Genomic DNA, 24,717 nt, shown 5'->3' with positions numbered 1-24,717 from the left:
GGGCTGGTCAGCTGGGATTGATCAGCCGGTATTCGTACGGCGCGAATTGCTCGTCGCCGATGGTCACCGGGGTCGGGTTGTGGTTGATCACGGTGACCAGGCCGTTGCGGGCGCAGGCCTCCACGTTCGGTGGTAGGTCGGGCCGGACCGGGGCGATGCCGAAGCCGGCGGCCAATCGCTCGCGGTCGGCCGGGGCGGCCAGCGTGGCCAGGTGCCAGGCCTCGCCGCGGCCGTGGCGGTGGCGGGTCAATGCCGGGGAACCGTCGGCGAAGGATTCCAGCACCTCGGCGCCGTGCAGGCGGATCTCCTCGCGCAGGGTCTCGCCGCGGCTACCGTCGCCGTAGACCGCCTCGTCGCCCAGCACCCCGGCAATATCGGTCACGGTGAGGCCGAGCGTCTCGCCCAGGCGCTGGGTGAAACCGCCGGGCAGGAAGCCGTCGTTCTCGTCCACCACGTCGGTGTAGGCGGTGGTGAACAGGCGGCCGCCGTCCGCGACGTACCGGACCAGCGGCGTCGCGTCGCGGATCAGGTAGAGGCTGGGCGCGACCACCACGGCGTACCCGTCGAAGGGTCCGTCCGGGTGGACCAGGTCGACCTGGATGTTGAGCGCGTGGAAGGCGGCGTGCCAGCCCTGGACCTCGGCCAGGTAGTCGAGGCGGGCCGGGTGGTTGGGCTGGTCGAGGGCCCAGTGGCAGTTCCAGTCGAGGATCAGCGCGACCTGGGCGTCCCGGCCCGGTGGCGGCGGCGACACCCGAGACAGTGCCGCACCGAGGGCGGCAACCTCCCGATAGGTACGGGTGTCCGGGCCGGCGTGCGGCAGCATCGCCGAGTGGAACTTCTCCGAGCCGCGGGCCGCCTGCCGCCACTGGAAGAACAGCACGCCGTCGGCGCCCCGGCCGACCGCCTGCATGCTCAGCGCGGCCATCTGCCCGGGTGCCTTGGCCGCGTTGTTGGGCCGCCAGTTGACGTGGCCGGCGGCCTGTTCCATCAGGATCCACGGGGTGCCGGGCTTGAGCGAGCGCATCAGGTCGCGGCCGAACGCGGTCTGCCGGAAGGACAGCGGGTCGCGCGGGTCGGGATAGCTGTCGTCGGAGATGAAGTCGAGTTCGCCGGCCCAGGACCAGTAGTCGGCCTTCGGGAACGCGCCCATCATGTTGGTGGTGATCGGCTGGGTGGCGCCGGCTTTCCGGATGATCCGCTTCTCCAGGCGCAGCAGTTCGAGGAGCATGTCGGAGCTGAACCGCCGGAAGTCGAGCAGCCCGGCCGGATTGACCGAGGTCGGGGCGAGGCGTGGCGGCAGGATCTGCTCGAAGTCGGTGTAGCGCTGCGACCAGAACATGGTGCCCCAGGCGGCGTTCAGCGCGTCCAGGTCGCCGTACTTCGCGCGCAGCCAGGTCCGGAACGCAGACGCGGCCTGGTCGGAGTAGTCGTAGGTGGTGTGGCAGCCCAGCTCGTTGTTGATGTGCCACATCACCACCGCCGGGTGATTCTTGTAGCGCGCGACGAGCGCGGACACCAGGTCGGCGGCGAGCCGCCGGTATTCCGGTGAGGTCGGCGCGTAGTGCTGGCGGCCGCCCGGCCAGCGGACGGCGCCGTCGTGCCCAACCGTGAGGATGGACGGGTACTTCGTGGTGGCCCACGGCGGGGTCGAGGCGGTGCCGGTGGCCAGGTCGACCGCCACTCCCCCGGCGTGCAGCAGGTCGAGGACCCGGTCCAGCCAGCCGAAGTCGAACACCCCTTCGTCCGGCTGGATCCGGGCCCACGAGAAGACGCCGACCGTAGCCAGGTTGACCCCCGCCCTGCGCATCAGGTCGACGTCCTCGAGCCACACGTCCTCGGGCCACTGCTCCGGGTTGTAGTCCCCGCCGTAGAAGATCGCCATGGGTCCATGTTCCCAGCCCGGCGTCCCGCCTGGCCTGCTACAAACAGACCAATCAGACTGGTACGCCGTGAAAAAGGAGCCGTCATGACCCTGCCGCAACTGTCCGGCCGTCCGGTCGTCACCGATGGCGGGCTGGAGACCGACCTGATCTACCACTACGACGTCGACCTGCCGGAGTTCGCCGCGTTCCCGCTCGTCGACCGCGGGCCGGGCCGAGACCTGCTGCGGCGCTACTACGGCGACTACGTCGACATCGCGGCCAGGGCCGGCGCCGCTCTGCAGCTGGAGACGCCGACGTGGCGGGCCAGCGCCGACTGGGGCGCCAAGCTGGGCTACGACGCCGCCGACCTGCGCCGGGTCAACCAGGAGAGCGTCGCGCTGCTCCGGGGACTCCGCACCGATCTGCTGGTGAGCGGCGCCATCGGCCCGCGCGGCGACGGTTACGTGGCCGGCGACCCGACCGACCCGGACCAGGCCGCCGCCTATCACGCACCTCAGATCGACGCCTTCGCCGAGGCCGGCGCCGACCTGGTCACCGCGTTCACGCTGACCGGCCCCGGCGAGGCGATCGGCATCGTCCGGGCGGCCCGCGCGGCCGGTCTGCCGGTGGCCATCTCGTTCACCGTCGAGCAGAACGGTCACCTGCCCGACGGCACCTCATTGCGGGACGCGGTCACCACGGTGGACGCCGAGGCCGCCCCGGACTACTTCATGGTCAACTGTGCCCACCCCACCCACGTGGCGCCCGGCCTGACCGAGGGCGCCTGGCGCGACCGGATAGTCGGCCTGCGCGCCAACGCGTCCACGGCCGGCCACGCCGAACTGGACGCCGCCACCGAGCTGGACGAGGGCGACCCGGCCGAACTGGCCCGGGCGCAGACTGATCTGCGCCCGCACCTGCCCAATCTCACGTTGATCGGCGGCTGCTGCGGCACGGACTCCCGCCACGTGGCTGCCATGTGGGGCGTCTAGGGGTTGCTCACCAGGCTGTAGTTGTCGGTGGTCACCTCGCCCACGGCGTCCAGGGTCAGGCCGAAGGTGACGGCTCGGGTGCCGGCCGGGACGGCCGGGGTGGTCCAGGCCGCCGTGGTGTAGGTGGCGCTGGCCGCGAACGGTGGGCTCTGCGTCCACCACGACCAGGTGCCCGCGGCGTCCTGCTTGTAGAGGGTGAAGAACGTCGGCTGGGTGCCGTGATAGGAAACGGACAGCGAGAGGGTCTTGCCGGGCGTGACCAGCGGCGCGCAGTTGCCCGAGTCCCAGCCGGGGATCAGCTTGGCGTCGCCGTCGGTGCGGGCGGTCAGCTCCAGCTTCTGGGCGTACGTGCCGTCGGCGGCGTCGGTCACCGTGGTCCACACCGGAGTGTTGGTGCCGTAGCCGGTGCCGGTCCAGCAGGCCGGGAAGCCGTCCGCGCCCGGCGTCTCCAGGGAGGGATTGACCAGGGCGTTGACGCCGTCCGGAGCGGGCGCCAGCGGGTGGTCGGCGAAGCTGTAGTCGTCGGTGACCAGGGTGCCGACGCTGTCGATGGTGAGGCCGAAGCCGGCCGCCACGGCCGTTGCGGGAGGTGCCGGCGTGTTCCAGGTCGCCTGCCGCCAACCTGTCGACGGGGCGAAGCGCGGGCTCTGGGTCCAGTAGCTCCACTGGCCGAGCGCGTTGCGCTGATAGAACGTGAAGAACACCGAGACATCCGACTTGTACCAGGTCGACACCTGGTACGTGCGGCCCTGATCAATTTGCGACGAGCAGTCACCCAGGTCGAACCGCGGGATCAGCTTGGCGTCGCCGTCGGTCCGGGCGGTCATCTGGATCTGCGACGCGTACGTGCCGGTGTGCGCGTCGGTGACCCGGGTCTGCACGGCGGTGTTGTCGCCGTAGCCGGCCGGCTGCCAGCAGTCGGGCAGGTTCGCGTCGAACGGGCTGACGTCCTCCAGGGACGGGTTGCGCACGGTGTTGACCTCGGGGGCGCCGGGCGCGAGCGGCGCGGTCGGGCTGACCGCGGCGGCGACCGTGCCGCCGATGACGTCGTTCACCGTCTCGACCGTGGTGCCGACCGCGGTGCGCGGGGCGAGCCAGGTCAGGAAGGCATCGAGCACGGACGCCGAGATGGACTCGGCCGGGCAGCCGGTGTCGCAGATGTGGTGGAAGTTGAACGGCAGCCAGCCCCCGGTGACCTCGGCCCGTTCGACCAGGTCCTGCAGCTCGGCCAGGGTGGTGGTCACCTCGACGTCGTCGGGGGTGCGGATCGCGTACGCGTCCAGGGGTGGAACTGTTTCGGCCGGGTCACAGTCGTCGCAGTCGGTGGCGTCGTACAGGTCGCCGACCGCCCGGGCGCTGTTGTAGCCACAGTGCTGCGCGATCGTTTCGAGGCCGGCGTCCAGGTTGGCGAACGGATAGGCGAAGGACGTTATGTCGAAACCCCACGACAAAAGCGTGTTTCGATCTGTACAGATCTGCCGGTTCTGCTCCCCGGGCGCCAGTGTCAACAGATCTTGGTGAGTTGCGGTATGGCCGCCGATCTCGTGGCCGTTGGCCGCAAGATTCTCCAGATCTGTACGAGTCATGTATGACGTCTGACCTATCAGCGCCGAGTTGATGTAGAAGGTTCCCACCATTCCGTGCTGCTGCAGCAAATCTTGAGCCGCTAATTGATCAGCAACTCCATCGTCGAAGGTGAAACTCACGGCGAGCGGGTCGGCCAGCGAGGCCTGTGCCGCGGCCGGCGAGATCAGCAGGGCGGCACCCGCCAGCACCGCTGTGAACAGGGAAGATAACGCCTTATTCATGGTCACGCCTCCATGGCGGTGACTTGCGTGTGGACGTGAACAGGACTAGCACGTGGGCACCAATACGCGGAGTAGCGGATATCTGACAGAGCGTCGAATATGGACAGACCCTACGTGAACCGCAATTTCAGGCTGATTTCGTGATCATTTCGGAGGTCACGCCCACTCCAGAAACGAAAGAACTGTTATTGACGTGCCTCTTTCCATGGTCCACAAGGGTCAGACCATTCCAGGATCGGCCGAATGGGCCAACGTCACTCCGTCGGACGGTCCCTTCTCCCCCGGTGAGGCCGCCGAAATACTCAGCCCGGGTACCCACCCGCCAGTGGGTGCCGGCTTTTCCGAGGGGACGGAAAAATGGGCTCAGATCTGCAAGCGTCCAGTTCGGACAGCAGCGAGCATCGTCAGGGCGGTGGTGGGGTACCGCCCGTCCAACCGATTCGGGTCGGCGTCGTCGGCGTCGGCTACTGGGGTTCGAAGCAGCTTCGCGTCATGCGGTCCACCCCCGGGGTGTCCCGGGTCGTCGCCATCGATGCGCGTCTGCCGCTGCTCAGCGGCATGGCGCACCTCCTGGCGACCGGCGAGGGGTTCACCTCGCTGGAGGCCGCGCTGCCTCATATCGACGCCGTGGTGATCGCGACACCACCGGCCTCGCACGTGCCGCTAGGGCTGGCGGCAATTCGTGCGGGCAAACACGTACTCATCGAGAAGCCCCTGGCCACCACGGCCGCGGGCGCGCAGGAACTGATCCAGGCCGCCAAGGAGGCCGGGGTCACCCTGATGGTCGGACACACCTTCGAATACAACGGTGCGGTCTGGATGCTGCGCGAACTGGTGCAGACCCGCGAGCTCGGCGATCTGTACTACCTGGACAGTTCCCGGCTCAATCTGGGGCTCTACCAGAGCGACGTCAACGTCATCTTCGACCTCGCACCGCACGACATATCCATCGCCAACCACGTGCTCGGCGCCACGCCCACCTCCGTGCGGGCCTGGGGCCAACGGCACCTCGACCCGGTCTTCGAGGACGTCGCACACCTCGAACTGGGCTACGACGACATCGGCGTGCAGGCTCACATCCACGTCAGCTGGCTCGATCCGCGCAAGGTCCGGCTGATCACCGCGGTCGGCTCGAAGAAGATGGCCGTCTTCGACGACACCAACGTCGAGGAACGCATCCGCATCCACGACAAGTCGGTGGTCCGCTCGGCGGAGAACAAGGGCATGCAGTACCACCACGGGCCGGTCACCTCGCCGGTCGTCCGGTTCGACGAGCCGCTCGCCGTGCAGGCGAAGCATTTCGTCGAATGCATGACGACCGGGGCCGTGCCCCGCACCGACGGCGCCAACGGTCTGGCCGTCGTGCAGGTCATCGAAGCTGCCCAGATCTCCCTGGCCCAGGAACGCAAGGTGCTGCTCAGCGAGGTCTCCGGGCTGCCGGACACCGCGCGAGCCGGGTTGATCCCGGTTCCGGCCCAGCGCGCGCCGGTCAGCGCCTGATCTCAAAGCCTGCGACAAAAGAGCGAGGAAAGTTGATGCACCCTGCCATCGAAGTGCCGTTCACCGACCTGTCCGCCATGGCGCACGAGGTCTGGCCGGACATAGAGACGACTTACACCGAGGCTCTGCTCGCCGCCCGGTACGTCGGCGGACCCGCCGTCGCCCGGTTCGAGGAGAACTTCGCCCGCTACTGCGAGACCGGCCACGCGGTCGGTGTCGCCAACGGGACCGACGCCCTGCAACTGACCCTGCAGGCGCTCGGGATCGGGGCCGGCGACGAGGTGATCGTGCCGAGCAACACGTTCATCGCCACGGCCGCGGCCGTGGTCCGGGCCGGGGCGATCCCGGCGTTCGTGGACGTCGACCCCGACTCCCTGCTGATCACCCCGGCCATCCTGGCGGCGGCGATCACCCCGCGCACCAGCGCGGTCATCGTGGTCCACCTGTACGGCAACATGCCCGACATGGACGGCCTGGTGGCCGTGGCCGACAAGGCCGGCATCGCGCTGGTCGAGGACGCCGCCCAGGCGCACGGCGCGGAGTGGCGCGACCGGCGGGCCGGCTCGTTCGGCGCGGCCGGCTGCTTCAGCTTCTACCCGGGTAAGAACCTGGGCGCGTTCGGCGACGCCGGCGCCGTCGTCACCAACGACGAGAAGCTCGCCGAGAAGGTGCGCAGCCTGGCCAACCACGGCCGGGACGGCGGCGCCAACCACTACGAGCACTCGTTCGTCGGCACCAACAGCCGGCTCGACGCGTTGCAGGCCATCGTGCTCGACGCCAAACTGGCCCGCAACGAGACCTGGACCGAGGCCCGGATCAGCTTCGCCGACCGCTACCGCAAGGAGCTGGCCGGCTCGAAGACTCTGCGGCTCACCGAGGTCAACCCCCTGGCCCGGCACGTCTACCACCTGATGGTGGTGCGGGTCGCGAACCGGGAACAGGTCCAGAAAGTCCTCCAGGACAACGGAATCCAGACCGGGGTGCACTATCCCGTCCCCTGTCATCTGCAGCCTCCGCTGCGCCAATACGCGACCGGCCCGCTGCCGGTCTGCGAACAGGCCGCCGTGGAGCAGTTCTCGCTCCCGCTCTTCCCGCACATGTCCCGGGCGCAGGTCGACCGGGTCTGCGAGGTGCTGGACGAGGTGAGCGAGAAGTGAACGCCGACGAGGGAGTCATCGTCGGATATCCGGTGGCCCGCACGGGATCTGGACCACTGGAGCTCGGCCCGGAGGCGCGGCTGCGCAGCGGCACGGTCCTCTACGACGGCAGCCGCATCGGGCCGGGTCTGCAGACGGGTCACGGGGTGGTGATCCGCGAGGAGAACGAGATCGGCGCGGACGTCAGCGTCTGGAGCAACACCGTCATCGACTACGGCTGCCGGATCGGCAACCGGGTGAAGATCCACGCGAACTGCTACATCGCGCAGTTCACCGTGCTCGAGGACGACGTGTTCCTGGCTCCCGGCGTCACCATCGCCAATGACCTCTACCCGGGCGACGAGCGCTCGGCCAAGCTGATGTCCGGACCGCACATCGAGGCCGGTGCGCAGATCGGGGTCAACGTCACGATCCTGCCGTTCGTCCGGATCGGCGCGGGCGCGATCATCGGATCGGGGTCGGTGGTCACCCGGGACATTCCGGCCGGCTTTGTGGCGTACGGGAATCCGGCCGTCCCCCACCGCAAGGTGGCCGATCTGCCGGAGATCGAGGATCGGGTCGCCGCCCTGCGGGAGCGGTCATGAAACGGGCCCTCGACCTGGTCGGCGCCGGCCTGGGCCTGATCGTCCTCGCGCCGCTGCTGGCCGTGGTCTGGCTGGCCGTGCGGCTCACCTCGCCCGGCCCGGCGATCTTCAAGCAGGAGCGCCTGGGTAGGGACCGGAAGCCGTTCACCATGTACAAGTTCCGGTCGATGACGACCGGCAACTCCGACGCAGCCCACCGCGAGTACGTCTCGAAGATGCTGACCGGGGACGAGGGCATCGAGCAGGTCGGCGGCCTCTACAAGCTGGCCGGCGACCCGCGGGTCACCGGGATCGGCGCCTGGCTGCGCAAGACCAGCATCGACGAGCTGCCGCAGCTGGTCAACATCGTCCTGGGGCAGATGTCGCTGGTCGGCCCACGCCCGGTGCTGGCCTGGGAGGCCGAGCTGTTCCAGCCGGAGGCGATGGCCCGCTTCGACACCCGCCCCGGCCTGACCGGGCTGTGGCAGGTGAGCGGCCGTAACCTGCTGACCATGCCGCAGGCCCTCGCCCTGGACGTGGAATACGTCCGCCGGCAGAGCCTGTGGCTCGACATCACCATCATCGCGCGAACGCTGCCGGCCCAGCTTCGCCGCGGAGCGGCATGACCGTCACGCTCGAGAAGGAAGCCGAGGCGCGGGCGTCACCCGCGGACGCGGTGGGCGACTCGATGACCGTCGCCCTGTGGACGGCGATCAGCCGGGGCACCGGCGTGATCCGCGGCGTGGTGATCGCCGCGGTGCTGGGTGCCACCCTGTTCGCCAACACCTACCAGTTCACCAACTCGCTGCCCAACCTGGTCTTCTACGGGTTCCTCGGCGGCTCGATGCTGTCCTCGCTGCTGATCCCCGCGCTGGTCCGGCACGTCGACACGGCCGACCGGGCCGGCGCGGAACGGGTCGCCGGCGGCTTCCTCGGCATCGTCGCCCTGGGCGCCGCCGTGCTCACCCCGCTCGCCGTGCTGGTCGCGCCGTTCGCCCTGCACGGCGACCAGTCGCGGACCGGCACGCTGCTGATCCTCATGCTGCTGCCGCAGATCCCGCTCTACGGTCTGGTCGCCACGGCCGGCGCGGCGATGAACGCGCACGGCCGCTTCGCCCTGGCCGCGGCCGCGCCCGCCCTGGAGAACATCGGCACGGTCGCCGTCCTGGTCGCGGTGGCCATCCTCTACCCCGGCATCGGCGGCCTGGAACAGGCGCCGCTGAGCGCGCTGCTGCTGCTCGGGCTGGGCACCACCGGCTCGGTCGCGCTGCACGCGGCCGCCCAGTGGTACGGCGCCCGCCGGGCCGGCATGCGGCTGCGGCCCCGGGTGGGGTGGCGCGATCCCGAGGTCCGGGTCGTCCTCAAGCGGGCGGTGCCGTCGCTCGCCCAGGCCGCGCTGGCCGCCCTGCAACTGCTGATCCTGCTGGTCTTCGCGAACCGGGTGGCCGGCGGCGTGGTCGCGTTCCAGCTCGCGATGAACTTCTACTTCCTGCCGATCGCGCTCGGCGCGACCCCGGTCGCGCTGTCGCTCGCGCCCCGGCTGGCCCGGTTGCACGCGGCCGGCGACCGCGTCGCGTTCCGCGACACGTTCACGAACGGCCTGATCTTCGCGCTGTTCGTCGCCGTGCCGGCGGCCGCCGGCTACCTCGCCATCCGCGACCCCATCGCCCGGGCCATCTCCTACGGCGGGTTCGCCACCGATGCGGGTACGGCGTTGATCGCCACCGCCCTGGGTGCCCTCGCGCTCGGGGTGCTCGGCGAGACGGCGTTCCTGGTCGCCACCTACGCCTGCTATGCGCGGGAGGACACCCGCACCCCGATGAACGCCATGCTCGCCCAGCTCGGGGTGTGTGTGGCCGGTGCCTGCACGGCGCCGATGCTGGACGGCCCGGCGGTGCTGCTCGCCCTCGGCCTGTCCATGTCGGCCGGCACCCTGGTCGGCGCGGCGATCCTGGTACGGTCGCTGCTGCGCGGGCTGGGCCCGGGCCGCGAACCGCTGGCCGGCCCGGTGCTGCGGATCTGCGGCGTGGCCGTGCTGATGGCGATCCCGGCCTACCTGGCCGGCCGGCTGATCTCGGGCCTGGTCGGCGGCGGTATCGGCGGCATCCTCGCGGTGCTGGCGGCGGCGGCCCTGGGCGTGGTCACCTACGTCGGAGTGCAGGCCAGGCTCGGCGCACCCGAGGTCGACTGGATCCTGTCCTCCGTACGGAAAAAGCTCCCGGCGAGGAAGCCGCGCCGCAATGCCGGCCCACTCACCAATCTCGCGCTATTGGCCGCCGCGGCGGCCATCGGCGCACTCGCCGGTTTCAATCCGCTCTACGCGGCGGCCCTGGTGTTCGGGGCCGGGATCTGCGCCTGCGTGTACGTGTGGCCGGCCACCGCCGCCTACCTGCTGGTCTTCCTCACCCCGCTGACCGCCGGCATCGACCGCGGCACGCTGATCCCGGTGCTGCGGCCCAACGAGGGCCTGGCCGTGCTGGTCGGCGTCGCGCTCGGCATCCGCTGGCTGGTCCGGTTGCGGGTCGGCACGTTCCGGCTGCCGAAGATGAACGCGATCGACCGGTCGCTGATCGCTTTAGCGCTCTTCACCTCGATCGTGCCGCTGGCGATGATGGCGGCCCGGCGCCGCGAGATCATCGGCGACGACTACCAGTACGCGATCGTGCTGTGGAAATACCTGGCCGTCTACTTCATCATCCGGTTCAGCCTCACCACCCGGCGGCAGGCGCTCAAGGCCGCGTACCTGTCGATCGCGTCGGCCTGCGTGGTCAGCATCATCGGCATCCTGCAGTCGCTGGGCCTGTTCGGCGTACCCAAGCTGTTGGGTCTTCTGTATGCGCCGTTCGGCGCCGAACGTGTCCTGTCGATCGGCCGTGGCAGTTCCACCCTGGCCCTCGCCGCCGCCGTCGCCGACCTCTGCATCATCAACCTGTGCCTGGCGATCGGCCTGCTGCTCTACACCAAGCGGCATCGGCGGTGGCTCGCCGCGGCCGTGCCGATCTGCATGTTCGGTGCGCTCGGCGCGGGCGAGTTCTCCACCGTGATCGGCATGCTGGCCGCAGTCTTCGTGGTGGTGCTGGTGTCCCGGGCCTACCGGCTGGCCGGGTACGCGGTGCCGCTGCTGCTGCTCGGCGGGATCGTGATGTGGCCGGTGATCGAGACCCGGCTGCTCGGTTTCCAGAGCGCCTCCGGCCTGCCGGACAGCTGGATCGTGCGGCTGCGCAACCTCAACACCTACTTCCTGCCGCAGCTGAGCGCCGACCACAACTGGCTGTTCGGGGTGCGGCCGTCGGCCCGGGTGCCGGCCTCGCACGAGGAATTCGGCTGGGTGTGGATCGAGAGCGGCTACGTCTGGCTGCTCTGGGGCGGCGGCATTCCGCTGCTCGCCGCGTACCTCTGGTGGGTCGTGGTCGGTATTCGCCGCGGCATCGACGCGGCCCGGCGATCGACCGGCGTGATCGCCGCGGTCGGTCTGGCCGTCGCGGCCTATGTGGCGGCCAACGCGCTGCTGATGATCTTCGATCCGCATCTGACCTACCGCGGCGCGGCTGACTGCCTGCTCGTGCTGCTCGCCATTCTTCGCAACCTCGCCGGGAGAGAGCATGAGCAAACCGATCCGAGTCCTGCTGATCGTGGAGAACGTGGCGCTCGGCCGCGACCACCGGTTACGCAAACACGCGGCGGCCCTGGTCGCCGCGGGCATGACGGTCACCGTGATCTGCCGGCGTGACCCCGCCAACCGGGAGAACCCGGAGGTGCGGGTCTTCGACTACCCGGCCAGCGACGGCGTGAGCAAGCTGGGCTTCATCAAGGAGTACGCCTGGTCGCTGACCGCCGCCACGGTGCTGACCCTGCGCGCGCTCGTCTCCGGCGGGGTGGACGTGGTGCAGATGTCCAGCACCCCCGACATCTACTTCCTGCTCGCCGCGCCGCTGAAACTGTTCCGCCGGCGGGTGATCTTCGACTTCAAGGACCTCTCCCCGGAGATCTACGAGGCTCGCTACGGCCGCGCCGACGGGTTGATGTACAAGCTGCTGCGCCGCTTCGAGCGGGCCAGCCTGCGCACCGCCGACCACGTGGTGGCGGTCAACGCGTCGGTCCGGTCGGTGGCCCTGCACCGGGGCGGGCTCGGCGCCAACCGGGTCACCGTGGTCGGCAACGGGCCGTGGCTGGCCGACCTCGGCAACCGGCCGCCGCAGCCGGAGTTGCGGCGCGGGCACCGGCACCTGTGCGTGCTGGTCGGCATGATGGGCCCGCAGGACGGCATCGACCTGGCCCTGCAGGCCATCGACCACCTGGTGCACACCATCGGGCGCACCGACACGGCGTTCACGTTCGCCGGCATCGGCGACTATGTGCCGGAAGGGGAACGCTTCGTCGCTGCCAGAAAGCTGAGCAGCTGGGTCTCCTTCCCGGGCTGGCTCACCCGCGATGAGGTGTACACCCTGCTCAGCTCGGCCGACGTCGGACTCGAACCCAACCTCGAGGAGTTCGTCACCCCGGTGAAGGCGATGGAGTACATGGCGTTCGGGCTGCCGTTCGTCGCGTTCGACGTGGCCGAGACCCGGATCATCGGCGAGGGCGCGTCCGAACTGGTCCCGCGCGGCGACGTGGTCGCGTTCGCGGAGCGGATCGACGCGCTGCTCGACGACCCGGCCCGGCGCTCGGCGCTCGGCGACACCGGGAAACAGATCGTGCACGACCGGCTCGCCTGGGACCGCCAGCAGGTCCCCTATCTGGGCGTGGTCGCGCATCTGGCACATCAGAAGTTCACAGCGGCAGGAGGCACGGCGGTATGAACACGTTCGGGGGCCCGGCGCGACTGATTCGCGCGTACGGGTTGTGGATCGCCCTGGTCACCCTGGTGGTGATGGCCGCCGGGTACGGCGTCAGCACCCTCGCGCCCACGGTGTACCGGTCCGCGGCGATCGTCGTGGTCGAGGCCCGGGTGCGGGCCAACACCACCCCGGTCCCGCCGGAGATGGGCACCGAGAAGGAACTGGCCAAGTCGGGCCTGGTGGTCCGGCCGGCCGCCGCCGAGCTCGGCCTCTCCGAAGGGCAGATGGCCGACGGTTTCACGGTCACCGTGGCGCCGGACGCGAACGTGCTGACCTTCATCTACGAGTCGGGTAACCCGGTCACCGCCCAGCGCCGGGCGCAGGCCCTGGCCGAGGCGTACGTGAACTACCGCAACGCCGGCGAGAAGGCCAAGACCGCCACGGCCGGCGCCACCGCGAACGCGCACGCCACCCTGGTCTCCTCGGCCTACCTGCCGGGGCAGCCGGAAGCCCGGCCGGTCGCCATCGACCTGGGCATCGGTCTGGTGCTGGGTCTGCTTCTGGGTGTCGGCACCGCGCTGGTGCGGGACCGGATGAGCGACCGGATCCGCGGCCTGCGCGACTTCGAGGCGATCAGCGGCCTGACCGTGCTGGCCACCGTGCCCCGCACCTCCCGGCCACGCGGGCCGGGCGCGGCGCTCCCGGTGCTGCTGCGCTCGCCCGAGGCGCCGGCCGCCGAGTCGTACCGCTACCTGCGGTCCCGGCTGGCGCCGCTGCTGTCCCGCGACGGCGCCGCTTCGGTGCTGGTGGCCAGCGCGTACGAGGGTGAGGGACGCAGCACCACGGCCGCCAACCTGGCCGTCGCCCTGGCCCTGGCCGGTAAGACGGTGATCCTGGTCGACGCCGACCTGCGCAAGCCGCAGCAGCACACCATCTTCGGGCTGACCGACGAGCGCGGCCTGACCGACGTGCTGGCCGGCGAGGTCAAGCTGGTGGACGCCCTGCAGAACTGCCCGGCCCCGAGGTTGCGGCTGCTCGCCGCCGGTCCCCGGGCCGGCCAGGTGGAGGGGGCCGCGTTCGGCCCGGTGATCCGGGCGCTGGGCCGGTTGTGCGACGTGATCGTGATCGACTCCCCGGCGATCCTCAGTGTCTCGGACGCGATCGGGCTGGCCGGGGTGGCCGGGCACGTGCTGCTGATCGGCGACTTCCGGCGGGCCACCCGGGCCGGCGTGGTCCGCGCCCTGGCCGAGCTGGCCGAGGTGGTCGACGGCAACGTCAGCGGCCTGCTGGTCAACGCGCCCAAGAGCGCGGGCGGTCTGGTCCCGAAGGCCCGGGCCACCGCCGTCACGCCGCGTCCGGACCGCGATCCGGACGTCGTCGAGGACGCGTTGTCGCTGCTCGACCCGCCGACCGACCGGTCCGGTGTGCCGGTCGTCGGCTCGGCCTCGGTGCCCCTGTCGACGGTCTACCAGTCGAAGTCCTCACCCCCGGTGGTCAGCCCGGCCGGGCCGGTCAAGGCCCGGGCGAACGGGTCCGCGGTGCCGGTACCGCGCGACGGCGAGGAGACCTCCTAAGACGCGGCGAGTCGACGTCTCAGCTCCTTACCCCACGCGGACGTCGGCTCGCCGCCCCAGTCCTTCGTCAGTGACCAGCAGTCGCCCCACGGATTCCAGCTCCACGCCGTCCAGCTCGCGCCGTTGCGGTCGAACCAGTCGAGGGTCTCCGCCGACCAGCCACCCGAGCGGACGGCCCGCGCCGGGCAGTCCCGGTCGACGTCGTCCTTCCCGGAGCGCAGAGACGGGCCGACCTCGCCGGCCAGCAGCGGCACCGTCGCCATGATCGGCTTGAGGTCCCGGTCGTAGCACTCGGGCGACATGCAGTAGGTGTTGAACGAGTAGGCATGGAACGACGCGCCGAGCTGCCCGGCCGGGTCCTCGGGCCGGTACTTCAGCCAGCCGTCCATCTTCTCGGCCCAGAAGATGCCGCCGGCCAGCAGCGGGGTGCGCGAACCGGTGCCCCGGACCGCGGCGACCAGCTCGGTCATCCCGGCCGCCTGATACTCCTTCCCGGTGTTCACCGACTGCTGGGCACAGCCGTCCCGCCAGCACTGCCGGGCCCGCTCGGTGTCCGGCTCGGAGAACGGGAACGGTTCGTTGAACAGGTCGAACACCACCGCGCCGGTGCGGACCGTGCTGGCCACCGACTGCCAGAAGGCCGGGCTGTGGTCGCGGTCGGGCATCGGTTCCTGCTCCCGCGAGACGCCGTCGGCCGGGGCGCTGCGGTGCAGGTCGAGGATGGCCACGAAGCCGTACGCGTTGAGCCGCCGGACAAAATCACTCACCTCGGCCCGGTATTTCTCGCCGGCGAAGGCCGGCGGCGCGGCCGGCAGGCCGAGCCAGCACTGCTCATTGAGAGGTACGCGAACCGCGTTGGCCTGACCCCACCCGCGCATCGCCTCGAGGATCTTGTCGCCGGGCGCCCGGCCGTCGGCGGTGTCGAAGAAGCCGTCCCCCTCGATGCAGGCGTATTCGGCACCGGAAAGGTTGAAGCCCCGCAGTTTGAGCGTTTTGCCGTTTTTGTCGACGAACTGGTTGCCCGCGATCGTGATGGCGTCGATCGGCTCCGGCGGGGCCGGCGTCGGGGGTGCGGTAGCGGTACACCCGGCGAGGAGGAGCAGGACAGGCACGACCCGGAACCAGCGCACCCGTCCAGAATGGACGGCCCTCGGTGGCCCGCGCATCGCCGGTTCAGGCGACAAAGCAGCCTCATGTTAGGTTAGGCATGCCTAAAACAGGAGGTAAGAGGGTGACTCAGAGCGTGTCCGTCCAGCCGTGGCGCTTCTTCTCGACCGAGGTGCGGGCCGTGCAGCGGCTCAGCCCGAGCTTCGTGCGAGTCACCTTTACCGGTGATGACCTCGACCGGTTCGCCGACAACGGCTTCGACCAGCGGATCAAGCTGATCCCGCCGCTGCCCGGCACCGGCCACGAGCACCTGCCGACCGGCGAGGACTGGTACACGCAGTGGCGTGAGCTGGACGACGAGCGGCGCAACCCGATCCGCACCTACACGATCCGCGCGGTCCGCCCCGAGCTGCGCGAGATCGACGTCGACATGGTGCTGCACGGCGTGCACGGCCCGGCCTCCCGCTGGGTCGTCGAGGCCGTCCCCGGCTCGACCATGTTCATCATGGGCCCCAACGCCGATCACGACGGCGTGCACGGTGGCATCGACTTCCACCCGCCCGCGCACGCCGAGTGCATCCTGCTGGGCGGCGACGAGACCGCGGTGCCGGCCATCTCCTCGATCCTGGCCGGCCTGCCGGCCGACGCCACCGGCGAGGCCCTGCTCGAGGTGCCCGACTCCGGCGACGTGCTCGACCTGGTCGCCCCGGCCGGGGTGCGGGTCACCTGGCTGGGCCGCGACGGCGCCGCGCACGGCGCGAAGCTGATCCCGGCCATGCACGCCGCGGTGCGCCGCCTACTGGGCGACGATTTTCTTAAAACTCAAGCAACCGACCTCGAGGACGTCGACGTCGACGAGGAACTGCTCTGGGAGGTCCCGGAACAGGTCGCCGACGTCAGCAAGTTCTACGCCTGGCTGGCCGGCGAGGCCGCGGTGATCAAGACGCTGCGCCGCCACCTGGTCAGCGAGTGCGGCGTCGACCGCCGCTCGGTCGCGTTCATGGGTTACTGGCGGCTTGGGCGCGCCGAGGCCAACTGACGGACATTTGCCCGATTTGCGACGCTGCCCCTCCTCGACTCGCTAGCGTGACGAGCGAGGAGGGGCCATGTGGAACACGTCGACGACACCGACCGGACCGGTCGTCCTTCTCGTCGAGGACGATGACGACCTGCGCGAGATGACCACCCAGATGCTGGAGATGCGCGGGTTCACCGCGCTGGTCGCCAACGACGCGGTCACCGCCATCACCACCTGCCGGGTCTTCGACGGCACCATCGACGTGCTGCTGACCGACCTCGGTCTGCCCGGCGTCTCGGGCGGTGAACTGGCCCGCTCGGCCGCCTCGATCCGGCCCGGGATGGAGATCGTCTACATCTCCGGCATCCCGCAGGACATCGCGATCAAGAAGGGTTTGATCAAGGCCGGATCGCCCTTCATCGCGAAGCCTTTCACCACCGATGTGCTCGCCGGAACGCTCCGTTCCGTGCTCGCTCGGCACAGCAACGCTCCGGCACCCTGATTACCTGTCGTTAGCCACCGTATCGGCCCGAATCGGCCTCAAGCGGCGGCCGGGAATCCCGATACCTACTGGCGTACGAGACGGTCACCGAGAGGCGGTGGCCGAGGTTACGACCAGGGGAGCAACACATGCCGAACATCAACGCGATCGCCGCTTACCTCCGCGCCCGCTTCAGCAACGACGAGGGTGCCACCGCCGTCGAGTACGGCCTGCTGGTGACGTTCATCGCCATCGTGATCATCGTCGGCGTGTCGGCGTTCGGCACCCACCTCAGCGACGTCTTCAAGAACCTCACCACGAAGTTCTGATCGAAGGACGGGTAGCCGGATCCATGCCTACTTGCCGACCCCACCATCGCCCCGGTACGCGAACGCACCGGGGCGATGAGGGCGCGGCGGCGGTGGAGCTGGCTCTGGTGCTACCGGTCCTGCTGCTGCTGGTCTTCGGCCTGATCGATTTCGGCCGGGTGATGCAGCAACAGATCCAGCTGACCGAGGCGGTGCGGGAAGGCGCTCGGGTGGGCGCGCTGAACGGCACCGCCTCGGACATGCAGAACCAGGTCGTCTCGACCTTCGGCTCCGCTACCGGAGTCACCTACACCACCACCACGGCCTGCACCCCATCGTCGACGGCGACCGCCAACTCGACCCTCACGGTGCAGCGGGCCTTCACCCCGATCACCCCGCTCTACACCGTGATCAAGCTGTTCCAGAGCAATCCCATGAACATCACCCTCTCCGCGACCGGTGTGATGGCATGTCTCGGATAGGCACATCGTCGGATTCGCCCCCGTCGGCGCCATCGGCCACCAGAATCGGTATCGCGGGATCATGCCCGCTGGGCTGATCGGCTGACGAGAGGGGGACGCGGAATGCGCCGACGCATCATTCTTCTACTGGCCGCATTCGTGCTGGCCGGGTTCAGCGCCACAGCGGTCGTCGCCTACGGGCACGGCGCCGACAAACGCGCACTCGACGGCGCCGAGGGCACCTGGGTGCTGCTGGCCACCGCCGCCATCCCGGTCGACACCACCGGCGCCGACATCCGCACCAAGAGCCTCGTGCGGAAGGTGCTGATGCCCGCCCGGGCCGTCCCGTCCGGCGCGATCACCTCGCTCGACTCGTCGTACGACAAGCTGACCCTGAACGCCGCGCTGCAACCCGACCAGATGCTGTTGTCGGGGCAGTTCAAGCACCCGGCACCGGCCACCCCGAGCCCGTCGCCGACGTTCGTGCTCCCGTCCGGGAAGATCGCGGTCAGCGTCGAGCTCACCATCGCCCGCCAGGTCGCCGGCAACGTCGACAAGGGCGCCGCGGTCACCATCTGGCTCACCGAGCAGACCGGCCTCTACCGCCGCAACCAGAAGACCACCGTGATCGTCGCGAAGGCCACCGTGATCAGCGTCGGTGAGCGGCCGGTGCCGACAAGCGCGACGCCGACCCCGAGCACCAGCGCCGGCGGGACGGTCCTGCCGACCGTGGTGGCCGGGACCGCCACCGTGGCACCCCAGGACCTGGACCGGTACGTGGTCACCGTCGCGGTCACCCCGTCTGAGGGGTCCCGCCTGGTCAACGGCTACAACAGCGGCGAACTGCACCTAGGCCTGGTCAGCGTGCCGGCACCGAGCACGTCAGCCACCCCCAGTGTCACCCCGACCCCGGACGCCGAATCGTGAGCCTCTACGTCTACCTGGAACCCGACCGGGAGCGGCTGGCCCAGGTCGGCCCGCAGTTCCAGTCCATCGGCTGCGACATCGTGCACAGCATGGCCGACCTCGAGGCGCACCTGCCGCGCTACCCGGAGACGCTGCTGGTCGTGGTCGGTGCCACCGTGCCGCTGGACGAGGTGCTGATGTTCACCGCGTACCAGCGGCTGCAGCGCCCGCTGATCGGCGTGGTGCTGGTGCGCCGGGAGCTGGATCCGGTCGACGTGCTGCGCTGCCTGCGCGCCGGGGTGCGCGAGGTGGTCGAGGAATCGGACTGGGACGGGCTGCGCAACGCCTCGTCCCGCTCGGTCGACCTGTCCAAGGCGCTCGGCACCACCCTGCGCACCAACTCCGAGCAGACCCCGTACGGCCGGGTCATCACGATCTTCGCCGGCAAGGGCGGCTGCGGCCGCTCGGTGATCGCGGTCAACCTGGCCACCGCGCTCGCCGCCGGTGGTGGCCGCCGGGTGCTGCTTGTCGACCTGGACCTGCAGTTCGGCGACGTCGCGATCATGTTGAAGCTGCCGCCCGAGCGGAACATCGCGGGCGCGATCGCGATGGCCGGCCGGCTCGACGAACCGGGCCTGCGTTCGATCATCACCCCCTACAAGAACGGCATCGACGTACTGCTGGCCCCGTCCGGGCCGGCCCAGGGTGAGCACGTACGCCGGGAACTGGTGGTGGAGATCCTCGACCTGGCCCGGCCCAACTACGACTTCATCGTGGTGGACACCCCGGCGCTGGTCACCGACCAGGTGCTGGCCGCCCTGGACATCTCCGACTGGCTGATCCCGATCGTCACGCCCGACCTGCCCACCCTCAAGAGCGTGCGGCTGACCGTGGAGATGTTCGACATGCTCGACTACTCCAAGGACCGCCGGCTGCTGGTCTTCAACCGCTCCAACACCGAGGTGGGCCTCACCGCCGCCGACATCGAGGAAGCGGTCGGCATCCCGTTCGCCGTGCACGTCCCGTCCAGCCGCGAGGTGACCATCTCGGTCAACCGGGCCGAACCGCTCTACCTGACCAACCCGGCGCACCCGTTCAGCGCGGCCATCGGCCGCCTGGCCGACCTGTGCACCGGCACCAAGACCGCCGACACGCAGAAACGGCGGTTCTTCTCCCGGTCCGGAAAGGCAAACCGATGAGCCTCTCCGCCCGCCTCGGCTACGACCCGCTGCAGACCACCGAAACCGCCGTCGAACCGGCCGCCGCGGCCGCCGCCCACCACCGCTACCGGGCGGCCGGCCGGCAGGTCTCCGACCCGGTCTACGACGTACGGCTGCGGATCCAGCGCCGCCTCGCCGACGAGCTCGGCCCCACCCTCTACACCACCCGGGGCGCGGCCGACGAGGACCTCACCGGCCGGGTCCGGGAGGTGCTCAACGAGCTGCTCGCCCGCGAGGAGACGCCGCTGTCCGGCGCCGACCGGGCCCGGATCACCAAGGAGGTGATCGACGAGGTACTCGGCCACGGGCCGATCGAGCCGCTGCTGCGCGACCCGTCGATCAGCGAGGTGATGGCGAACGGCGCGAAGAGCATCTACGTCGAGCGGTTCGGCCGGCTCGAGCGGGTGAACGTCGAGTTCGACGACGAGGGTCACCTGCGGCGGATCATCGACCGGATCTGCGCCCGGGTGGGCCGCCGGGTCGACGAGGCGAGCCCGATGGTGGACGCCCGCCTGCCCGACGGCAGCCGGGTCAACGCCATCGTCCCGCCGATCGCCCTGGACGGGGCGTCGCTGACCATCCGCAAGTTCGCCGCGACCCCGCTGACCGTCGGCGACCTGATCTCCTACGCCACCCTCAGCCGGCAGGCCGCCGAGTTCCTCGAGGCCTGCGTGCGCGGCCGGCGCAACGTCGTGGTCAGCGGCGGCACCGGCTCCGGCAAGACCACCATCCTCAACGTGCTGTCCAGCTTCGTCCCGCACGACGAACGCATCGTGACCATCGAGGACGCCGCCGAACTTCAACTGGTTCAGGACCATGTCGTACGCCTGGAGTCGCGCCCGTCCAACTCGGAGGGACGCGGCGCGGTGAGCACCCGGGACCTGGTCCGCAACGCGCTGCGGATGCGTCCCGACCGCATCGTCGTCGGTGAGGTCCGCGACTCGGCCGCCCTGGACATGCTGCAGGCCATGAACACCGGCCACGACGGGTCGCTGACCACCCTGCACGCCAACACGCCGCGCGACGCGCTGTCCCGCCTGGAGACGATGGTGCTGATGGCCGGCATGGACCTGCCGAGCCGGGCCATCCGCGACCAGATCGCCTCCGCCGTCGACCTGGTCATCCAGGTCAACCGGTTCAAGGACGGCAGCCGCAAGGTCACCCACATCAGTGAGGTGGTCGGCATGGAGGGCGAGATCATCACCCTGCAGGACCTGTTCGCCTTCGACCTCACCGCCACCTCCGGCCCGGTGCATGCGGCCTCGCTCAAGCCGACCGGAATCCGCCCCCGCTTCGTCGACACCCTGGCCATGTACGGGGTGACCCTCCCGCAGAACATGTTCGGCGAGCAGCGATGGTGACCGGCTGGGGCCTGTTCGCCCTGTTCACCGCGGCCGGCGCGACGTTCCTGGTCGTCTGGGTGATCCTCGACCTGATCTTCGGGCGCACCCCCGAGCAGCGCCGGATCGCCTCGCTCAAGGTCTTCACCCACATCGAGCGCAAGAAGGGCGATCCGCCGCTCCGCCAGATCCTGTCGGTCGGCGGCCAGATCGTCGAAGAGTCGCCCATCCTGACCCGGTACGCGGCCCGCAGCGAGGCCCTGCTCGAACAGCTCAGCGGCACCCCCAAGCCGACCGAGTGGCTGTGGCTGCGGTTCCTGTGCGCGATCGCCGGGTTCCTGCTGCTCGCCTTGCTGCTGCCGATGCTCCTGGCGCTCCCGGCCGGCCTCGTCCTCGGCTTCGTCCTGCCCCCGGTCATCCTGAAGACGATGGTCAAGCGCCGCCGGGCGCGCTTCTCCGACGAACTGCCCAACATGCTCGGCCTGGTGCTCAGCTCGCTGCGGGCCGGCTTCACCCTGCAGCAGTCGGTCGAGGCCGCGGTCCGCGACGACGAGGGCCCGGTCGCCGAGGAGTTCAGCCGCGCCCTGTCCGAGTCCCGGATCAGCGGCGAGTTCGAGGACGCCATGCAGCGCGTCGGCGAACGCACCGGCAGCAGCGAGATGAACTGGCTGGTGATGGCGCTGCGGCTGCAGCGTGAGGTCGGCGGCAGCCTGGCCGACGTCATGCAGACCACCGCGGACACCATGCGGGACCGTGCCTACCTGCGCCGCCAGGTGCAGACCCTGTCGGCCGAGGGGCGGATGTCGGCGTACGTCCTGATGGCCCTGCCGGTGTTCACCGCGATCACGCTGACCATCATGCGGCCCGGCTACATCGCACCGCTCTACCAGGAACCGCTGGGCTGGGCCATGATCGGCCTCGCCGTCTTCCTGATGACCGTCGGCATCGTCTGGCTCCGCATCGCCGTGAAGATCGAGGTCTGACCCGGTGGGCGCGTCCACGCTCCTCGCCCTCGCCGCCATCTGCGCGGCGCTGGCGTTGTCGGCGGCCGTCGTCGCCGTCGGCATCCCGCCCACCCAGCGCGAGCGCATGCTGCGCATCCTGTCGGAGTTCGGCGAGAACCGGATCACCGACACCCGGCCGCCCAAGCCCAGCCTCTACAACCGGGCCCGGCCCACGCTTGTCTGGTTCTTCCAGAAGACCGGCGACCTGATCACCCCGCCGGCCATGAAGCTGCGGCTGGCCCGGCAGCTCAACTACGCCGGCAACCCGCCGAACTGGCCGGTCGACCGGGTGGTCCAGGCCCGGATGTTCGCGGTGATCTTCTTCGCCCTGCTCGGCTGGCTGGCCTTCCCCGACAAGGCCCTGCTCGGCATCCTCGGCGGCATCCTGATCGGCCTCGTACTGCCTGAGGTCCTGGTCCGCAACGCCGGCGAGAAACGCCAGCAGCAACTCGCCCGGTCCCTGCCCGACGTGCTGGACGCCCTGGTCATCGGGGTCGAGGCCGGCCTCGGCCTGGACGCGGCGCTGTCCCAGGTCGGCCAGATGCTCAGCGGCCCGATGCCGGACGAGGTACGCCGCTTGCTGCAGGAGATGCAGCTCGGCGTCGCCCGCACCGAGGCCCTGCGCGCGCTCGCCGCCCGGACCACCTCCCGCGACCTGAAGCGCCTGGTCACCGCGCTGGTGCAGGCCGGCGAGTTAGGCATCTCGGTGGCCGGCATCCTCCGCGAGCACGCCGCCGACCAGCGCCTGCGCCGCCGCCAGCGAGCCGAGGAGAAGGCCCAGAAGGTCGCCATCAAGCTGCTGTTCCCGGTGCTGTTCTGCCTGTTCCCGGTGATCTTCGTGGTCGTGCTCGGCCCGGCGATCCTCAACATCATGGCCAACTTCTAGGCGTACGGGGGTCGCTATGTCACTGAGTGTTCTCGAACGCAACCGCAACGAAGGTGCCCGGCTCGCCGTCCTGCACGAGTACGAGCTGCTCGACGCCCCCGCCGACGACGAGCTCGAGGCGGTCGTCCGGGTCACCGCCATGATCGCCGAGGTGCCCAAGGCCACCCTCAACCTGATCGACGCGACCCGGCAGTGCCAGCTCACCACGGTCGGGTTCGAGCGCGCCAACATGCCCCGGCGCGAGTCGATGTGCGACGTCGAGTTCCGCAAGGGCGCCTTCGTCCACGTGCCGGACGCCACCCAGCACCCGCTCTACCGCGACAACCCGTGGGTCAGCGGCCAGCTCGGCGTGGTGCGCTTCTACGCCTCCGCACCCCTGGTCAGCCCGGACGGGTACGCCCTGGGCACGCTCTGCGTGTTCGACGAGAAGGTCCGGACGCTGAACGCCGAGCAGATCAACCGGATGCTCGACCTGGCCGACATCGTGGTGGCCCTGTTCGAACGCCGCCGGCAGGCCCGCCAGATGGCGGAGCTGGCTCGCGACCGGGAGCGCAGCAAGAAGTTCATCGCCACCGTGCTGGAGACCATCGACGTCGGCATCGCGGCCTGCGACGCACAGGGTTCGCTGACCGTCTTCAACCGCGCGGCACGCGAATGGCACGGGACCGAGGACACCCCCGGCCTGCCGTCCGAGGATCTGCCCGAGCACTTCGGGTTGTTCGACGCCACCGGAACCCACCGGCTGGCCCCCGCCGAGATCCCGCTCATCCGCGCGATCCGCGAGGGCGAGGTCCACGACGCCGAAATGATGATCAAAAAGCCGGAACAACCCAACGTCGACCTCAGCTGTACGGCCCGCCGGCTGCACGACGAGGACGGCGCGGTGGTCGGCGCCGTGGTCGCGATGAACAACGTCACCGTCGACCGGGAACACCGCCGGGTGATCGAGGCCGCCCACCGGGAACTGGCCAGCCGCGGCGAACAACTGGCCGCCGCGGTCACCGAGCTGCGCCGCTCCAACGAGGAACTGGAACAGTTCGCCGGCGCGGTCAGCCACGACCTGGTGCGGCCGATGGCCGCCGCGCACGGCTACCTCGAGATGATGACAAGCGGTTACGCCGAGGACCTCGACCCGCGCGCCACGAAGTGGCTCGACGGGGCAATCCGCGCGGTCGAACGCATGCAACTGCTGGTCCAGGCCCTTCTGGCGTACGCCCGCGCGGGTCACTCGCCGCTGGTGCCACAACCGGTGGCGCTGGGCGAGGTGATCACCAACGTGCTGGCCGACCTGACCACCATCACCGAGTCGAGCGGCGCCGAGGTCTCCATCGCCGGCGAGCTGCCGACCGTCAAGGGCGACGAGACCCTGCTGCGTCAGTTGCTGCAGAACCTGATCGACAACGCGATGAAATACCGCTCCCCGGACCGGCCCTGCCGCATCGTCCTCTCCGCCGAGAGCAACGACTTCGGCTGGACGATCCTGGTCGCCGACAATGGCATCGGAATCCCGCCGGACCAGCGTGAGAAAGTCTTCGAGATGTTCGCCATGGTCGACCCGGCCTCCCGGAAAGGCCACGGCATCGGCCTGTCCACCTGCCACCGCATCGTCGACCGGCACAACGGCTCGATCACCATCGGCGACACACCCGGCGGCGGAACCACCATTCGCCTGCTGCTGCCGGCATAGCCGATTTCGGCCATTTGTTTTTGGGCAGCAAAAAGGCCCACCCGGTTTCCCGGGTGGGCCTTTTC

Annotated in this window: 21 protein-coding genes; 18 read left to right on the top strand and 3 right to left on the bottom strand. The window is 69.9% G+C overall.

Annotation, left to right across the window (positions count from 1 at the left end):
* Positions 1-7: 7 nt before the first annotated feature.
* The gene (locus Ate02nite_RS22915) at positions 8-1,882 is read right to left on the bottom strand and encodes a beta-galactosidase (RefSeq protein WP_203808865.1); all 1,875 of its coding nucleotides are present in this window, start codon (positions 1,880-1,882) and stop codon (positions 8-10) included.
* An 84-nt stretch (positions 1,883-1,966) separates the two neighbouring features.
* Here Ate02nite_RS22915 and Ate02nite_RS22910 point away from each other — a divergent pair, with 84 nt between their 5' ends.
* Positions 1,967-2,854 carry a homocysteine S-methyltransferase family protein gene (locus Ate02nite_RS22910; RefSeq protein WP_203808863.1) on the top strand — a complete coding sequence of 296 codons (888 nt, stop codon included), beginning with the start codon at positions 1,967-1,969 and terminating at the stop codon, positions 2,852-2,854.
* On the opposite strand, the gene Ate02nite_RS22905 is transcribed toward Ate02nite_RS22910, so the two are convergent.
* Entirely contained in the window at positions 2,851-4,662 is a 1,812-nt protein-coding gene (locus Ate02nite_RS22905) for a polysaccharide deacetylase family protein (RefSeq protein WP_203808861.1), read from the bottom strand. The genes Ate02nite_RS22910 and Ate02nite_RS22905 overlap by 4 nt on opposite strands.
* Positions 4,663-5,100: 438 nt before the next feature.
* Here Ate02nite_RS22905 and Ate02nite_RS22900 point away from each other — a divergent pair, with 438 nt between their 5' ends.
* The 7 genes from Ate02nite_RS22900 to Ate02nite_RS22875 are packed head-to-tail and all read left to right on the top strand — an operon-like array spanning position 5,101 to position 14,234.
* A complete protein-coding gene (locus tag Ate02nite_RS22900; RefSeq protein WP_275422958.1) occupies positions 5,101-6,162 on the top strand; it encodes a Gfo/Idh/MocA family protein in 1,062 nt (353 codons plus the stop codon).
* A 35-nt stretch (positions 6,163-6,197) separates the two neighbouring features.
* On the top strand, positions 6,198-7,319 hold the full coding sequence (locus Ate02nite_RS22895; RefSeq protein ID WP_203808857.1) for a DegT/DnrJ/EryC1/StrS family aminotransferase: 1,122 nt from the start codon (positions 6,198-6,200) through the stop codon (positions 7,317-7,319).
* Positions 7,316-7,903: an acyltransferase gene (locus Ate02nite_RS49485; protein ID WP_203808855.1), complete on the top strand. Its 588-nt coding sequence runs from the start codon at positions 7,316-7,318 to the stop codon at positions 7,901-7,903. The genes Ate02nite_RS22895 and Ate02nite_RS49485 overlap by 4 nt, the downstream gene beginning before the upstream one ends.
* Complete coding sequence (locus tag Ate02nite_RS22885; protein WP_203808853.1) at positions 7,900-8,508, top strand: sugar transferase; 609 nt, start codon at positions 7,900-7,902, stop codon at positions 8,506-8,508. The genes Ate02nite_RS49485 and Ate02nite_RS22885 overlap by 4 nt, the downstream gene beginning before the upstream one ends.
* On the top strand, positions 8,505-11,612 hold the full coding sequence (gene murJ / locus Ate02nite_RS48885) for a murein biosynthesis integral membrane protein MurJ (protein WP_239147613.1): 3,108 nt from the start codon (positions 8,505-8,507) through the stop codon (positions 11,610-11,612). Before Ate02nite_RS22885 ends, murJ begins: the two co-directional genes overlap by 4 nt.
* Positions 11,584-12,681: a glycosyltransferase family 4 protein gene (locus Ate02nite_RS22880; RefSeq protein WP_239147661.1), complete on the top strand. Its 1,098-nt coding sequence runs from the start codon at positions 11,584-11,586 to the stop codon at positions 12,679-12,681. Before murJ ends, Ate02nite_RS22880 begins: the two co-directional genes overlap by 29 nt.
* The gene (locus tag Ate02nite_RS22875) at positions 12,678-14,234 is read left to right on the top strand and encodes a tyrosine-protein kinase domain-containing protein (RefSeq protein ID WP_203808849.1); all 1,557 of its coding nucleotides are present in this window, start codon (positions 12,678-12,680) and stop codon (positions 14,232-14,234) included. Before Ate02nite_RS22880 ends, Ate02nite_RS22875 begins: the two co-directional genes overlap by 4 nt.
* On the opposite strand, the gene Ate02nite_RS22870 is transcribed toward Ate02nite_RS22875, so the two are convergent.
* The gene (locus tag Ate02nite_RS22870) at positions 14,231-15,346 is read right to left on the bottom strand and encodes a glycoside hydrolase family 5 protein (RefSeq protein WP_203808847.1); all 1,116 of its coding nucleotides are present in this window, start codon (positions 15,344-15,346) and stop codon (positions 14,231-14,233) included. The genes Ate02nite_RS22875 and Ate02nite_RS22870 overlap by 4 nt on opposite strands.
* A 119-nt stretch (positions 15,347-15,465) precedes the next feature.
* Between Ate02nite_RS22870 and Ate02nite_RS22865 the strand changes: the two genes are divergently transcribed.
* From Ate02nite_RS22865 to Ate02nite_RS22820, 10 genes are all read left to right on the top strand, one after another.
* Positions 15,466-16,380, top strand: coding sequence for a siderophore-interacting protein (locus Ate02nite_RS22865; protein ID WP_203808845.1), 915 nt, complete (start codon positions 15,466-15,468; stop codon positions 16,378-16,380).
* A gap of 67 nt (positions 16,381-16,447) precedes the next feature.
* The gene (locus tag Ate02nite_RS22860) at positions 16,448-16,861 is read left to right on the top strand and encodes a response regulator (protein ID WP_203808843.1); all 414 of its coding nucleotides are present in this window, start codon (positions 16,448-16,450) and stop codon (positions 16,859-16,861) included.
* A gap of 128 nt (positions 16,862-16,989) precedes the next feature.
* Positions 16,990-17,169, top strand: coding sequence for a Flp family type IVb pilin (locus tag Ate02nite_RS22855; protein ID WP_203808841.1), 180 nt, complete (start codon positions 16,990-16,992; stop codon positions 17,167-17,169).
* Between the two features lie 92 nt (positions 17,170-17,261).
* Positions 17,262-17,630 carry a TadE/TadG family type IV pilus assembly protein gene (locus tag Ate02nite_RS22850; protein WP_203808839.1) on the top strand — a complete coding sequence of 123 codons (369 nt, stop codon included), beginning with the start codon at positions 17,262-17,264 and terminating at the stop codon, positions 17,628-17,630.
* Between the two features lie 102 nt (positions 17,631-17,732).
* On the top strand, positions 17,733-18,536 hold the full coding sequence (locus Ate02nite_RS22845; protein WP_203808837.1) for an RcpC/CpaB family pilus assembly protein: 804 nt from the start codon (positions 17,733-17,735) through the stop codon (positions 18,534-18,536).
* Entirely contained in the window at positions 18,533-19,714 is a 1,182-nt protein-coding gene (locus Ate02nite_RS22840; protein ID WP_203808835.1) for a CpaE/TadZ family protein, read from the top strand. Before Ate02nite_RS22845 ends, Ate02nite_RS22840 begins: the two co-directional genes overlap by 4 nt.
* Entirely contained in the window at positions 19,711-21,096 is a 1,386-nt protein-coding gene (locus Ate02nite_RS22835) for a TadA family conjugal transfer-associated ATPase (protein WP_203808833.1), read from the top strand. The genes Ate02nite_RS22840 and Ate02nite_RS22835 overlap by 4 nt, the downstream gene beginning before the upstream one ends.
* Positions 21,090-22,058, top strand: a complete 969-nt coding sequence (locus tag Ate02nite_RS22830; protein WP_203808831.1) for a type II secretion system F family protein — start codon at positions 21,090-21,092, stop codon at positions 22,056-22,058. Before Ate02nite_RS22835 ends, Ate02nite_RS22830 begins: the two co-directional genes overlap by 7 nt.
* Before the next feature lie 4 nt (positions 22,059-22,062).
* Positions 22,063-22,965, top strand: coding sequence for a type II secretion system F family protein (locus Ate02nite_RS22825; RefSeq protein ID WP_203808829.1), 903 nt, complete (start codon positions 22,063-22,065; stop codon positions 22,963-22,965).
* Positions 22,966-22,981: 16 nt separating this feature from the next.
* The gene (locus tag Ate02nite_RS22820; RefSeq protein WP_203808827.1) at positions 22,982-24,652 is read left to right on the top strand and encodes an ATP-binding protein; all 1,671 of its coding nucleotides are present in this window, start codon (positions 22,982-22,984) and stop codon (positions 24,650-24,652) included.
* Positions 24,653-24,717: the final 65 nt, after the last annotated feature.

This window comes from Paractinoplanes tereljensis (assembly GCF_016862435.1).
Taxonomy (GTDB): Bacteria; Actinomycetota; Actinomycetes; order Mycobacteriales; family Micromonosporaceae; genus Actinoplanes; species Actinoplanes tereljensis.
This window is presented reverse-complemented; position numbering and strand designations above follow the sequence as displayed.

What these genes read in the sequence shown, in the direction of transcription:
- Ate02nite_RS22905 (WP_203808861.1), bottom strand. Translation starts at nt 4,662, where the DNA reads ATGAATAAGGCGTTATCTTCCCTGTTCACAGCGGTGCTGGCGGGTGCC.
- Ate02nite_RS22895 (WP_203808857.1), top strand. Translation starts at nt 6,198, where the DNA reads ATGCACCCTGCCATCGAAGTGCCGTTCACCGACCTGTCCGCCATGGCG.
- Ate02nite_RS22820 (WP_203808827.1), top strand. Translation starts at nt 22,982, where the DNA reads ATGTCACTGAGTGTTCTCGAACGCAACCGCAACGAAGGTGCCCGGCTC.
- Ate02nite_RS22915 (WP_203808865.1), bottom strand. Translation starts at nt 1,882, where the DNA reads ATGGCGATCTTCTACGGCGGGGACTACAACCCGGAGCAGTGGCCCGAG.
- Ate02nite_RS22830 (WP_203808831.1), top strand. Translation starts at nt 21,090, where the DNA reads ATGGTGACCGGCTGGGGCCTGTTCGCCCTGTTCACCGCGGCCGGCGCG.
- murJ (WP_239147613.1), top strand. Translation starts at nt 8,505, where the DNA reads ATGACCGTCACGCTCGAGAAGGAAGCCGAGGCGCGGGCGTCACCCGCG.
- Ate02nite_RS22845 (WP_203808837.1), top strand. Translation starts at nt 17,733, where the DNA reads ATGCGCCGACGCATCATTCTTCTACTGGCCGCATTCGTGCTGGCCGGG.
- Ate02nite_RS22835 (WP_203808833.1), top strand. Translation starts at nt 19,711, where the DNA reads ATGAGCCTCTCCGCCCGCCTCGGCTACGACCCGCTGCAGACCACCGAA.
- Ate02nite_RS22860 (WP_203808843.1), top strand. Translation starts at nt 16,448, where the DNA reads ATGTGGAACACGTCGACGACACCGACCGGACCGGTCGTCCTTCTCGTC.
- Ate02nite_RS22875 (WP_203808849.1), top strand. Translation starts at nt 12,678, where the DNA reads ATGAACACGTTCGGGGGCCCGGCGCGACTGATTCGCGCGTACGGGTTG.
- Ate02nite_RS22855 (WP_203808841.1), top strand. Translation starts at nt 16,990, where the DNA reads ATGCCGAACATCAACGCGATCGCCGCTTACCTCCGCGCCCGCTTCAGC.
- Ate02nite_RS22885 (WP_203808853.1), top strand. Translation starts at nt 7,900, where the DNA reads ATGAAACGGGCCCTCGACCTGGTCGGCGCCGGCCTGGGCCTGATCGTC.
- Ate02nite_RS22910 (WP_203808863.1), top strand. Translation starts at nt 1,967, where the DNA reads ATGACCCTGCCGCAACTGTCCGGCCGTCCGGTCGTCACCGATGGCGGG.
- Ate02nite_RS22880 (WP_239147661.1), top strand. Translation starts at nt 11,584, where the DNA reads ATGACGGTCACCGTGATCTGCCGGCGTGACCCCGCCAACCGGGAGAAC.